The sequence below is a fragment of the Psychrobacter sp. H29 genome (assembly GCF_059073055.1).
Genome location: NZ_JCACRY010000001.1, coordinates 611,549 through 624,762 on the forward strand (window position 1 = coordinate 611,549; position 13,214 = coordinate 624,762).

A 13,214-nucleotide genomic window follows, 5' to 3' on the forward strand; every position below is an offset into this window, starting at 1 on the left:
ATTATGGTACCTTCTAGGTTAATATGCTCAATATTATAGATAAGGCGTGATACAAGTAATGAGTCAGGTAAGGCTGTTTTTTAGTCTGGCATATCTGCCAATTGCTTTAAAATATTTTTATAGTTCTCGACACCTTGAGCACCGCTTACCAGATGGCGACCGTTAAATATAACCGATGGCACACTTTGAATGCCTTGCTGTTTTGAATGCTGTACCGATTCACGTACCACATTAGCAAAGCGTTGATCTTCGATAACCGCAAGTGCCTCAGCCCGATCCAGTCTAATATCTGCTGCAATATCTGCAAGTACCGTACTGTCACCTACGTTCCGATTATCGACGAAATGTGCGACAAACAACGCTTGCTTTAAATCGTGCATACGCCCTTGCTGATCTGCCCAATGCAGTAGCTGATGGGTATTAAATGTATTGTAAGTACGAAAGTCATCTGTGAACTGAAAATTAAAGCCAACTTCCGCGCCTGCGGCTGTCATTCTAGCTCGGCTTTCTTTAACATCCTCAGCAGTTGTACCGTATTTTCCCATGATATGCTCACGATAGTTCCGTCCTTCAGCTGGCGTGTTGGGATTGAGCTCAAACGGATGCCAGTGAATCTGATGAGGGGTGTTGGTTTGCTTTAATGCCTCAGCCAGTTGACTGTAGCCAATGACACACCAAGGGCATACAACGTCTGACACGATGTCTATTTGTAAGGGTTTCTCTAAATGTTCCATATCATCTCTCATTAGCGATATATTAAAATGAAAAACTGCTGCCCGAAGATGTTTCGAACAACAGTATGAAAACATCAAATTGACGGTGTCAGCGCTAGGCTGGTGCTGCTATTAAACAGCTTTATGCCACTCAAACTTTTGAAATGGTTTGTCTACAGGTGTATCAGCCAGATGGTTTGTGTAGTTGCTCATGACTTTTTGAGCTGCACCTAGAATAATTTCTAGAATTTGACGCTTGGTATAACCTGCATCCAAGAACGCTTGAACGGCGCTATCGTCTACATTACCACGACCACGTACAACAGAAAGTGTGAAATCACGCAGTGCTTCTAGACGTGCGGTTGGTAGCGGAGTCTCATCACGTAGCGCATCAGTAATAGCATCATCTACTTTCATGCTTTTAGCGATACCAGTGTGAGCAGGGACACAGTAATGGCAGGCATGCTCGACGTTGATAGTTTGCCACACGACAGTGGTTTCTTCATCATCAAAGCTGCTGTTCAAGAATAGTTCATGAAGACGCTGATAGCCTTCTAGTAAGCCTGGTGCTTCAGCCATAACAGCATGTAGGTTTGGGATCATACCAAAAGCATTGATAGAGGTATCAAGCAATGCTTTGCTGTCTGCTGGCGCGCTGTCTTTATCGTGTAGTGTAAATTCGGTCATAATACAATTCCTAGTAGTCGGTTTAAACTTAATATGTTTTAGGGTTTTAAGATAGCCCAAGAGTAATCGTTGATTTGATATCGATCATTATTTTGAATGATTACTCAAAACTGATGATTTTGCTTAGTAAGCGAATCAATAGAGACTACTATAAATGATATTGAGCAATCGCTCAATAATTATTTGAGTAATCGTTCAAATAAATTGTAATGATCAAATTACATTTCTACAATATGTAGCAATTATGATAATAATATCAATAGCCTAATGAAGTAACACTGTGTAAGTGAGCGCATTTATAAAGTGATAAAAGCGTATTGACGGGTCATAAGCAGCAATGGAAAAGAGAGATAATTAAGTCATTGCCGCACCATGACAGTGCTAGAGTAAATATGTGCCAAAGAATAGGAGTAGAAATAGAAATAGAGAGCAGACTGTTATCCTTTTGCTATTTCTTTATGTTGATGTTGACACTTATTGAGTGGGTATGAGCTTTGGAGAGGAGGTTAACGAACCTCAGTCATCTCGTGCAGAACAAATGACTCGACGGCATCCTCAGTCGCTGCTGAAAAATCTTTTAGATGCTGGTTTTCCATATGAACCTGCCATAATTCACGCGTTGCCCAACTTTCATGGAACATAAAATGAGCAGGGCTGTCGTTATCTTGGAACAGATCATAACGAATACATCCTTCCTCATCGCGTGTTATGGGTATCAGTTTTTCAAGTTCAGATTTGACAAGAGCAACGCTACTATCTTTTGCGGTTATATGAGCAATAATCGTTAATTCAGACATGTTTAATCCTTTTTATTATGAGTTGGTGAGACGGTTAGAGTGGATTGTATGGGTACATAATTTATCATATCAACATATATTGCTACTTGAACGAACGTTCATTTATGGCTATAGTGTTTGCCAGACAATAAGAAAACGCTTCAAATCATGACGCCTATTTTTGTTCTCTCTACTATTTTTTATGTTTTTTCTACAGCCTTTTATAGTCATCAAACGACTATTTCCCAATAGGATAAGATTATGCTTAAGTTTTATTTTCATCAAACCCCAAACCCAATGAAAGTGGCACTGTTTCTTGAAGAGACAGGTTTGCCATACGAACTCGTCGCTGTTGATACGTTAAAAGGTGAGCAACATACGCCTGAGTACCGTGCTATCAATCCAAATGGTAAAACTCCAGCGCTCGAAGATGATGGCAAACGTGTATTTGACTCTACTGCTATCTTGATGTACTTGTCGGAAAAGACAGGACAATTGGCAGGCAAGCCAGAAGACCGTAGCGAGATGCTGTCATGGCTTATGTTCATTGCATCAGGACTGGGTCCTTTTTCTGGTCAATCAGTTCACTTTAGACACAAAGCACCAGAAAAAATCGCTTATGCCATCAATCGCTATCTTCGTGAAGCTGAGCGTCATTACGAAGTGCTAGACACGCATCTACAAGATCGCGAATATCTGGTTGGGGATGAATATACAATTGCAGACATCTCTGCTTGGGGCTGGATTGATAAGGCAGCGGTCGTACTAGGTGATGCAGGATTGGACAACTATCCTAATCTAAAGCGTTGGTTTGCAAACATTGATGCCCGTCCTGCGGTACAAAAAGCCCGCGATATCCCTAAAGGTATTGATTTTAAGACTGACTTTGATGACGTTGCGGCACGCGCACTTTATCCACAAAATTTTGATAAAAACAGTTAATCAAAGCAAAAGCGGTCAATAAGCCTTATAATATAAAAAGTGATTAAAACCAAGAACTAAGGTTGATTCTACAAACTTTGCCTTAAAATAGGTTTTAAGGCAAAGCTATTAAGGTGAAAATTATGAGTGCTCCGATAAAATTCAATCGTGAGGATGTGATCGAAAAAGCCAAAAATCTCTATTGGGAAAAGGGCTATCACGCAACGTCGATGCGCAACTTACAAGACGTCGTCAACATGCATCCTGGCAGTATCTATGCAGCTTTTGGTAGCAAAGACAAGCTATTTATAGAGTCATTAAATCGTTATGCAGCAGAAGGCGCAAAAAGACTGGCCAATTGTATGGCACAAAAAGACACGGTGCTCGGTGGTCTAAGGCACTTTATTCATACGGTGATCGTGTGTAATAAGGCAACAGCACCAAGTGGTATGTGTATGATCGTAAAAACGGTCGCCGAACTGACTCAGAATGATAGTCCAGAGCTACTGGCTCACGCGACAGGGATTTTAGAAGGAATAGAGACCTCATTTGCCACTTGGTTTGAGCAAGCTATTGAGAGCGGTGAAATCAGTGCAGAAAAAGAATCGACTGAATTGGCACGCTATCTTCAGATTCAGATCATAGGTCTGAGAACTTATGCTCAAGTGACTAGCGATGATGCTGCGGTCGAAAGGTACATCGATGATATTTTCAAAAATATAGTGTAAAAATACAATACAAAAAAGATATTTTCTAACAACAGCACCCTTATTGCCATAGCGGTAGTAAGGGTGCTTTTTATTGATGATGCCTATATGGCTTCATGACTCAATTGCTTATTGAGAAGGTTTAGATTCATCAGGATTATCACGAATGAATTTGAGAAGCAGCTCAGCCAACCTTTCACCTTGATCTTCTTGTAGAAAATGTCCACCATTAACGATAGTTGTATGCTGCTGACCATTCGTACCAGGGATGAGTTTTTGCAAAATACGATCGCCACCGCCAGTCACTGGGTCAGAATCACTGAACAGCGTAATAAAAGGCTTTTCCCATTTACTAAGTTTGGCCCATGCGGCACGGTTTTTTTCTGAAGCAGGGTCATCTGGCGTAGTCGGCACCAGTAATGGGAACTGCCTAGCGCCTTCTTTATATGACTCATCAGGGAAGGGCGCATCATAGGCATCAATCACCGCTTGCGATAGCGTCGTCGTGGTACCGCTTTTGATTGTACCTCCTGCATTGAACTGAGGCGTATCTTGTGAGAACTGTTGCCATTTACGAAACCCTTCACCAGGATCATGATCACCAGTTGGGAGCATGGTATTACCAGCAGCTACTCGAGCAAACCTATCTGGATGCTCTGCTACTAATCGTAGACCGATCAGACCACCCCAGTCTTGGCAAAATAACGTAATATGATTTAAATCTAGCTGATCAAGTACAGATTGCATCCAGTCGACATGTCTTTGGTAAGTGTAGTCAGTACGCGATGCAGGCTTGTCCGATCGACCAAAACCAGGGAGGTCTGGCGCGATAACACGGTGCCCTGCAGCCGTCAGTAGCGGAATGACCTTGCGATACAGATAACTCCAAGAAGGCTCGCCATGCAGTAGTAGTATAGGATCAGCATCTCTTGGACCTTCATCGAGGTAATGTACGCGCAGCTCACCGCCCTCGGTGTCATCGACCATCAGATAGTTTGGGGCAAAATCATAATCGGGTAGATTAGTAAAACGGTCGTCAGGGGTTCTAAGGGTTTTCATATGTCGTCCTTGAATTGAATAAATAACCGTGCGTTCTTGCACAGAAGTTAGACAGTCTATTAGCAATGAGCATCTGCGTGCTATTCGACTATCATCTACAATATCAGTGATAAAGCTGTCTGCCTATACACTATATTGATTAAACGTTCAAAATGAAAACTATACCCTACAAGCATTCGTTGCTGCAAACACTAATAGTGGATGCGTCAGTAGGCTTGACTATGTATAGGGTAGGCTTCGCATTTTATCTTATAGGGCTAAACTAATCGTGACGCCAATATACCTTAACCACGACATCGGTACGGCTGAGCGCCAGTCGGTCTTTTAATAGTGGGCGCAATGCTTTGGCAGTATTCGCTTCTAATGCCCCCCAGACTTTATCGATCTGTAGAGACTTATGAGTCAAATAATCCGCTAACTGACTGTCAATCAGAGTAGCCAATTCTGCTCCCGAGTTTGCTTGATTGGTCACTATAGGCAATACGGTAAAGTGATCGTCCTTGCGGCTTTCAGTATTGCAATCACTATCAGTGTCACTGTTGTCGTGATCAATACCATCAAGGCTACTACGCATTTTTACAGCATCAAAATAACATTGATCGGCTATATCCTGCGTCACACAAATAACCAATGGTGGTTTAGGGTTTTTCCATAGCTCCAGTAGACGAGCGACCGTCGGCATAGACGTTTCATCCGCAATCAGTAACGTCTGTCCGTCACGCAAATGCTCAGTTTTTTCGGGAAATTCTCTTTTGGTCACCACGGTGTCATCTGATTGTAGCGACTGAGCCCAACTGCCGCCTGGCGTATCCCCATGCAAAAACACATCGACCAAAGCCTGCATATCCGTAGACGTTTGCCACGCTTTTCTCAAAGTGTAATAACAATGAGATCGAGCAGGGCGTAGATTGTTTTCTTCACTACTATCAGTAGTGTCAGCTGTTGCCTCCTGAGTCAGAGCGTTGTGATCCAAATCAAATAAGTAAGCGTAGCCGGCTTCGTTTGTAGGTACTGAGGCGGCGCGTTCGACCTCACTGGCGTTGTTGGGTATGGGCATGCTTAACTGGAGGCGCAGCATATTTTTGCTGACTCTATAACTGTCTTGTACATCAAATACTTGCTTGGTCAGTTTGATTGTCTTTTTGCCCAATTTTTTATCGGCTTTTTGTTTGAGCGCAATATATTGAACTTGCAGCTCATCAGGATGCGTAATGGAGTTGGCAAAGGCGATAAAAAAAGACTGACTCTGATCAAACTGGTTTTGAGCAGTAATCGATTGATACTCTACGTTTTTTGGCTTTACTTGTATGTCGATGCCTTCAGCGTAAACCGTCGTCAACTGTACCTCTATATTATTCAATTCAGCGGCGGATATAGGGGTAAACGCCTGTAAAAACCCTAACAGCTCATCTATGTGTTCTTCATTAATATGACTGATGATGTCTTTTAATTCAGGGGCGTTTAAGGGGGTATATGGTCTGTCTGTACCATAACTATTACGTTCAGAAGATAAGAGGATATTGGCCATATTGATACTCATCAGAAATTATGGAATAGGAAGTTAAACATTCAATTAGTTAATGATAATTGTTTTTATTATCATTTACGAGTAAAATCATCTTAATTGTCGTTTTCGTTTTGAGAGAGCGATTGTGACTACCCCTTACTTTTACCAATTTTGACCAACAACGAGTGCCTATATGTTACGTGCAAACCAACTGACCATCAGACGTCAAGACAATACTTTACTAGACAATGTGAGTTGTGAGATTGACCCCAAGCAGTTGGTGGCGCTAGTTGGGCATAATGGGTCAGGCAAGTCGACACTGATTAAGGCACTGGCAGGAGAGATGACGAGTAGTGGGGGTACGATCACATTAGATGAGACCAATATTAGCGATTACGGCAGTAAAGAGCTGGCACGGCAAATGGCATATCTGCCGCAGCAACTGCCTGACGCTGCTGGATTCACTGTTCGTGAGCTGGTGATGCTGGGGCGTTATCCACATCAAAAATGGCTACAAAAGCCAACTCAGACTGATAGAGATAAAGTCGAGCAAGCGCTAAAGGTTACTCAAACAGAGGCATTCGCGGATCGTATTACGGCAACACTATCAGGCGGTGAGCGCGCTCGTGCTTGGCTTGCCATGTGCCTAGCTCAAGATACTCGCTACTTATTACTCGATGAGCCACTTGCTGCTCTTGATATGCACTATCAAATTGAGGTCATTCAGCTTATTCGTCGCTTGGTAGATGAGCAAGGCTTGAGTGTGGTGATTATCATTCACGACATCAATTTGGCCGCGCAGTATGCGGATCGCATTATCGCCCTAAAAAACGGACACGTGTGTCACAGCGGCGATATCGCAAACACCATGCAATCTACTGTATTACACGATATTTTCAATGTCGATATGCAGCTGCTCAGTCATCCTATAACAGGACAGCTCGTCGCTGTCGCTTAATATCGCATTACCTCTTTTCTTTTCTCACTCGTCCAAAAAGATACGCCTTTATGCTCTGTGTTCATTATCAGTATCCATTCTTCAAACGCTTGATAGTCATGTTGATGTTAGTTAAGCCATTAGCATTTGTAGTCTCCATAGCAGTAATCCTAATGTTGAGTGCTTGTAGTCACTCAGCATCCGAAAAAAGCATTACCCAACTTGATGAGACTCACTCTGAAGATCACTTTAAATCCCAGAAAAATGAGCCACAACGTAACAAGTCACAAAATAACCCCAGTGACAGGCTCAATATTGTCTCCCCTGACTGGGGTAATGCGGCGACACTGACCGCGATGGGACATGCACCGATTGCGACAGGTGACGTCAGAGTGTGGGATAGATGGGTTGGTAGTCCTAAGCTACCAGCGTCTATAACAGATTTAGGCATTCGCTATCAACCCAATGCTGAGCTAGTCGCGCAGCTACCAGTTGATATGGTCATAGATAACTATTTTTATGAGCATGCTCGCAACCTATATGGCGATGTCCCAGCTGAATCAGTGATGTTTGCAGCGAAAGGCGAGATAGCAACATGGGCTGATTATACCGAACCGACGCGGGAGCTTGGCGTACTTATTGATAATACCAAAATGGCTGAAGACTATATCTTACAGAGTAAAAAAGAGATACAGCTTGCCAGTCAGCAGTTCCAAAAGCGTTATCCAAAAGCAGAAAAGTTCGCTGTTGTACAGTTTGCCGATGCCAACAACATGCGTATGTATGTGGATAACAGTCTATTCAAAGTGGCATTAGACAAAATGAATAAAGAACTTGTAGTCTTAGGGGAGGGCAACCAATGGGGATTTGTCCCTATAAGAATGGGAGATTTGGCTCAGTTAGACGACGAGACGTGCTTACTTATCATAGATCCGCTTAGTCCTATAACCAAAGCTGAGATCAAAGACAGTTTGGTGTGGCAGCGTTTAGGTTACGGAGCTGATCGCTGTATGGCGGAGCTACCGCCAGTATGGATTTATGGGGGCATGTCGTCACTAGTCAGTTTGGCACATAACCTGTCGGAAGTTTCACTAAAAGGCGGGGCAACACTATGAGCGCCAATACCACGAATCATATCAATAGCAACATCGATAATAACGTTGACAGTGTTCATGCTATGACATCACCTTCTCAAACGGAAACGGTTGCGAATTCGCCATCATCGCTATCCGCGTCGACCTCATCAAAACACGCATCGCCGCAGCTACCAAATCGACCAAAACCTTATGTGACGTCATCGAGCAATACACTATGGCGACTGTGGATGACCTTTATTGGACTGATAGCTTTATCAGGATGGAGTGGTTGGGCACTACTAGATCGAGATTGGACGCGTCCAATCAGCGAGCTGTTTTTGCCAAGTTTGCAACTGGATATTGCCAGTATGGCGACACAGCTCCACTTAGTCGCCACCAGTGTGGTTGCGCTCTTAGCAGGTGGATTACTGGGTGTTGTTAGTATTTTATTACAGCAGCTGGTCAAGAACCCTCTAGCATCAGACACCACGTTAGGTGTGGGAGTGGGTGCACAGTTAGCCATGCTTATCGTCACTCTATTTTTACCCAGTCTGGCGATTTATGGTGGACTTTATGTGGCCTTTGTGGGGGCTGTCATCAGTATGGGCTTGGTATTCGCCCTATCAGCACCTAGTCGATTTAATCCCCTTATTTTGATACTGGCAGGTTTGGTGGTCAATATTTTGCTCGCCGCAGTGGCCAATGTACTGGTATTGTTCTTTGCGGAGCGCAGTAATGGTATGTTGTCGTGGGCTGCTGGGTTTTTGGCTCAAAGCAGCTGGGATACGAGTTATGCGCTGATAACAACGGCTGTCCTAGCGATGTTAGTATGCTTGCCTTTGTTAAAGCCGCTGACCCTGATGAGTTTGGATGACTCGCAAGCGAGACGTTTGGGCGTACCTATCAATGGTATTCGAGCTCTGGTGGTACTTGTCGTGGCGGTGGTGACGGCACTGGTTATTAGCGAAGTTGGTTTGATTGGTTTTATTGGGCTTGGCGCCGCAAGTTTGGTCAATGCGCTAGGTATTTCCTCTATTGGTAAGCGTTTGACAACCGCATTTGGACTTGGTGCGTTGCTATTGCTATTGACCAGCAACGTTGCTTTGTTGCTTGAACCGATATTGGATATGCAAATTCCAGCGGGTGCGATGACTGGTATTTTAGGAGCGCCGCTTATTATTTGGCTGATTTTGCGTCAGCGCCGCGCGCGGATAGAGACAGTGACACCTATGACCACTGGCCAAAATACAAGCATTATATTTTGGCGATGGGGTTTTGGTGTGATCGCTATTATTGTAGCTGCTTGTTTATTTGTGCAAGATATCAACGGTTGGGGTCTCAGTACAGACTGGGCGCTCACGCAGCAATATCGTCTGCCTCGTAGCTTGAGCGCTGCGGCAACAGGGTTGATGCTGGCAGTCGCAGGAGTGTTGCTACAAACCCTAACGCGTAACCCTATGGCCAGCCCTGAGGTGTTGGGTGTCAGTTCAGGTGCCGCACTTGGAGTGATTTTAGGGTTTTTATTATTGCCAAGTTTAGGGCTGTCTGCAGGAGCAGGGACGTTACTGATATCAGGTCTGTCCGGTGCGATGGCGGTGTTGTTGCTGGTTATTTGGTTGGCACGTAGAGTCAGTTCAGGTTATCTATTACTGGTCGGTATCGGCATTGCCGCCATGATGGATGGGGTGATGCATATGGTCAAGCTCTCAGGCGACCCGCGTTTAGAGGCGATGCTCAGCTGGCTATCGGGCACGACCTATAGCGCCCAGCCCAGTACGGTATGGTACCTCATTGGTATCGCAATTATCTTATTGGTACTGAGCGTGTTGACTATCAAACCCTTGCGTGTCCTTGGCTTAGGTGCAGGAGTCGCTCGAAACTTGGGTGTGGCAGTGACGCCTGTGACGCTATCGCTATTGGTGTTAGTAGCGGCACTTAGCATAGCCAGTACGCTTGCCGTTGGCCCATTGAGCTTTATTGGTTTAATGGTACCTCACTTAGCGACTTCACTGGGTGCTGTGAAGCTTGAAAGGCAGTTACCACTAGCGGCACTGTTAGGGGCAGGTGTTATGGTAATAGCGGATTGGATCGGACGTTATATTATTTTTCCTTATGAGCTGCCTGCGGGTACGGTTGCAGCGATCATCGGTGGTGGTTATTTCTTATGGTTCATTCGTAAGGTGCCAGCCTCAGCCAATAGATAGGTTCTATACATAATAGTGTTGAGTTAGTGAAGGTCAATGATCCGAGAGATAACTGATATAGAGGGAGAGACAGTCAATAAAGGCTGTTATTTAATGGAAATAAAAATGATTATCATTTAGAATATCATTCACAAAGTTAGTACATGCAGTAATATTAGCTAAATATGACTCATACCACTATTTATCTATCAACTCATTGAAATAATCTAAGTGAAACAATCATGAAAAGCCATCATCAAGTCGCTCTATCTGTTCTTACCCTCTGCATTAGCCAACAGTTATATGCTCAAACCAATACCAGTGAAGCGGATACCGTATTAGATACGCAGATTTCGACAGAACTGACGTCAAATTCAGTATCAAATTTATCGTCAGATGAGACACCTAATGTGACTTTAGACACTATCAATGTTACGGGTAAAGCGAGAACAGGTACGGCACTGGCACAAAAAATCAGTGAGATGCCATCAGTCACCCAAGTAATCACCGAAAACGAGATTCAGGTGCAGGCAACAGGTGACCGTACGACTGGTGATATTTTGGCACAGCTGATTCCAAGTCTAGGTGCTAGTAGTGGCTCAACCAGTAATTATGGCACCACTATGCACGGTCGTCCTGTGCAGTTTTTGCTAAATGGTGTACCTCTGAGCAGCTCACGCAGTCTTTCACGCGAGTTAAACAGTATTGATCCTGCGCAGCTTGAGCGAGTAGAGGTACTCTCGGGCGCTACCAGTATCTACGGTGCTGGTGCAGCAGGTGGTTTGATTAATCTTGTGACCAAATCTCTCGTAGGTTACGGTCCTATCAGACAGACCAGAGTGGGTGTCAGTAGCAGTCGTGATTTTGAGTCTGACTCATTGGGTTATCATGTGGGGCAGACGTTAGGATATGGCGGTGAGCGGATGTATGGTCGCCTAGACGTCGACTATGATAGCAAAGGCGGCAAATTCGATAGCCATGGCGATCGTATCAGTCCAGATGTGAACCAAACGGATCAACAAAATACTGAATCGCTGAGTGTGAATGGTAGCCTAGGTATAGAGCTAACGGATACCCAACGTCTTGATCTTGCAGCGACTTATTACAAAGATAAGCAAGATACTGACTATGGCCCAGACTACGGTGATGGCTTGGCAGTATTATTTGGTGCCAGCCCGTCTTTAGAAGCCATTGATGGTGCCAATGTGGAAAATGAGCCTTATACCGAAAAAAGCTCGATAAATTTAAATTATAGTGATGATGATTTTGTGGGATCAGGGTCTAGCTTAAGCTTGACGGGTTACTACCGAGATGAAAAAGGCCGTTTTTACCCTTCTGGTAAAACCGCAGGAGACCAAGCGACTGAGGTATGGCAAGCCAATGGCCTAACTGATGAAGACACGTTGAAGAAACTGGCAAGTGCTGCAACATTTGTCACTCAGTCAGAAGCTGATATTGAAGTAATGGGTTTGCGAGCAGCCATGCAAACCGAAACGGAAATTGCAGGAAAAAAGACACTGTTTAGCTACGGTGCTGATTTCGAACGCGAAAATAGTGCGCAAACTTACTACGGTCAAGACCTAAATACGTTCCTTGCTAGTAATGGCTTAAGTGCTCAAACGAATGGGCTTACTTATAACGGTGGACCAGATACGACCATCGATAAATGGGGCGCTTTTGTCAATGCAGACGTAGATATAACTGACAAATGGCATACCAGTGCTGGCGTACGTTACCAAAAGCTCAAATCTGAGACTGATACCTTTACGCCCATCTATGAGCAGCTGCTTGAAGAGTATTTTAATAGTTCTGCTATCAGTGCGACAAGCGCAGCTTATGGTATTGACTATCAAGCAGGCGACGTAAAAAAAGGCAGTACCGACCATGACAAAACCTTGTTCAATCTTGGTACCAGCTATCAGATAACCCCAAATGATCAAGTATTTGCCAATTTTTCACAAGGGTTTACGACAGCAGATATACAACGCGCGCTGCGTGATGTGCGTGCAGGCTTTGTGGTCAACTCAGACAACGTACAACCGATTGCGATCAACAACTACGAGTTTGGCTGGCAAGGCAAGCATGGTGATACAGCAGCACGCTTGAGTGGATTCTATAACGAATCAGACAAAGTCGTGCGCTTTACTGATAGCTATACCGTAGAAGTTGTCGATACCGATGAGCGTATCTATGGGGTAGAGGGCTCGCTTAGTCATGATATCAATGATAAGTGGCAAGTGGGCGGTAGTGTCGCCTATACCCGTGGTCAGTATGACAAAGATGGCGACTGGTTGGAATTGGATGCAGTACGTCTAACCCCGCTCAAAGGTACCGCATTTGCCCAGTACCAGTTTGATGAAGGCAGCAATATTCGCCTGCAAGCATTAGCAATTGGCGGTGATAATGAAGCTTTTAAAGACCAACAGCAAGATCCTGACTCTAGTGCATTGCCAGTTACAGGTTACATGACTCTCGATGTATTGGGACAAGTAAAAATGCCAGTCGGCCGAGTAGACTATGGCGTTTATAATTTGCTCAATAAAGATTATTTAACAGTCTATCATCAAACGACCTTTGGTGATTTGAACCGCCTACCTGCATCAGGTACGACTTATGGTTTGAGCTATACCGTTGATTACTAAACAGTA

The 13,214-nt window shown here is 44.2% G+C and carries 11 protein-coding genes; 6 read left to right on the plus strand and 5 right to left on the minus strand.

Annotated elements, in window-relative coordinates; translation table 11 throughout:
- Window positions 1-80: 80 nt before the first annotated feature.
- The 3 genes from AC5JP1_RS02475 to AC5JP1_RS02485 form a co-directional block, all read right to left on the minus strand.
- The gene (locus AC5JP1_RS02475) at window positions 81-734 is read right to left on the minus strand and encodes a DsbA family oxidoreductase (RefSeq protein WP_493842992.1); all 654 of its coding nucleotides are present in this window, start codon (window positions 732-734) and stop codon (window positions 81-83) included.
- A gap of 111 nt (window positions 735-845) precedes the next feature.
- Entirely contained in the window at window positions 846-1,400 is a 555-nt protein-coding gene (locus AC5JP1_RS02480; protein WP_493842993.1) for a carboxymuconolactone decarboxylase family protein, read from the minus strand.
- 506 nt (window positions 1,401-1,906) lie between these two features.
- Window positions 1,907-2,197: a putative quinol monooxygenase gene (locus AC5JP1_RS02485; protein WP_493842994.1), complete on the minus strand. Its 291-nt coding sequence runs from the start codon at window positions 2,195-2,197 to the stop codon at window positions 1,907-1,909.
- 240 nt (window positions 2,198-2,437) lie between these two features.
- On the opposite strand from AC5JP1_RS02485, the gene AC5JP1_RS02490 reads away from it, so the two are divergent.
- Entirely contained in the window at window positions 2,438-3,118 is a 681-nt protein-coding gene (locus tag AC5JP1_RS02490; protein ID WP_443526921.1) for a glutathione S-transferase family protein, read from the plus strand.
- Window positions 3,119-3,240: 122 nt separating this feature from the next.
- Complete coding sequence (locus AC5JP1_RS02495) at window positions 3,241-3,825, plus strand: TetR/AcrR family transcriptional regulator (RefSeq protein ID WP_443526922.1); 585 nt, start codon at window positions 3,241-3,243, stop codon at window positions 3,823-3,825.
- Between the two features lie 108 nt (window positions 3,826-3,933).
- Here AC5JP1_RS02495 and AC5JP1_RS02500 read toward each other — a convergent pair whose 3' ends face one another.
- A complete protein-coding gene (locus AC5JP1_RS02500) occupies window positions 3,934-4,863 on the minus strand; it encodes a haloalkane dehalogenase (protein WP_493842995.1) in 930 nt (309 codons plus the stop codon).
- A gap of 262 nt (window positions 4,864-5,125) precedes the next feature.
- Window positions 5,126-6,391 carry a siderophore-interacting protein gene (locus tag AC5JP1_RS02505; protein WP_493842996.1) on the minus strand — a complete coding sequence of 422 codons (1,266 nt, stop codon included), beginning with the start codon at window positions 6,389-6,391 and terminating at the stop codon, window positions 5,126-5,128.
- Between the two features lie 172 nt (window positions 6,392-6,563).
- On the opposite strand from AC5JP1_RS02505, the gene AC5JP1_RS02510 reads away from it, so the two are divergent.
- The 4 genes from AC5JP1_RS02510 (at window position 6,564) to AC5JP1_RS02525 (ending at window position 13,208) form a co-directional block, all read left to right on the plus strand.
- Window positions 6,564-7,328 carry an ABC transporter ATP-binding protein gene (locus AC5JP1_RS02510; protein WP_493842997.1) on the plus strand — a complete coding sequence of 255 codons (765 nt, stop codon included), beginning with the start codon at window positions 6,564-6,566 and terminating at the stop codon, window positions 7,326-7,328.
- A gap of 50 nt (window positions 7,329-7,378) precedes the next feature.
- Window positions 7,379-8,422 carry an ABC transporter substrate-binding protein gene (locus AC5JP1_RS02515; RefSeq protein WP_493842998.1) on the plus strand — a complete coding sequence of 348 codons (1,044 nt, stop codon included), beginning with the start codon at window positions 7,379-7,381 and terminating at the stop codon, window positions 8,420-8,422.
- The gene (gene fhuB, locus AC5JP1_RS02520; RefSeq protein WP_493842999.1) at window positions 8,419-10,587 is read left to right on the plus strand and encodes a Fe(3+)-hydroxamate ABC transporter permease FhuB; all 2,169 of its coding nucleotides are present in this window, start codon (window positions 8,419-8,421) and stop codon (window positions 10,585-10,587) included. Before AC5JP1_RS02515 ends, fhuB begins: the two co-directional genes overlap by 4 nt.
- A 221-nt stretch (window positions 10,588-10,808) precedes the next feature.
- On the plus strand, window positions 10,809-13,208 hold the full coding sequence (locus tag AC5JP1_RS02525; RefSeq protein WP_493843000.1) for a TonB-dependent receptor: 2,400 nt from the start codon (window positions 10,809-10,811) through the stop codon (window positions 13,206-13,208).
- The last annotated feature ends 6 nt before the right edge of the window (window positions 13,209-13,214 follow it).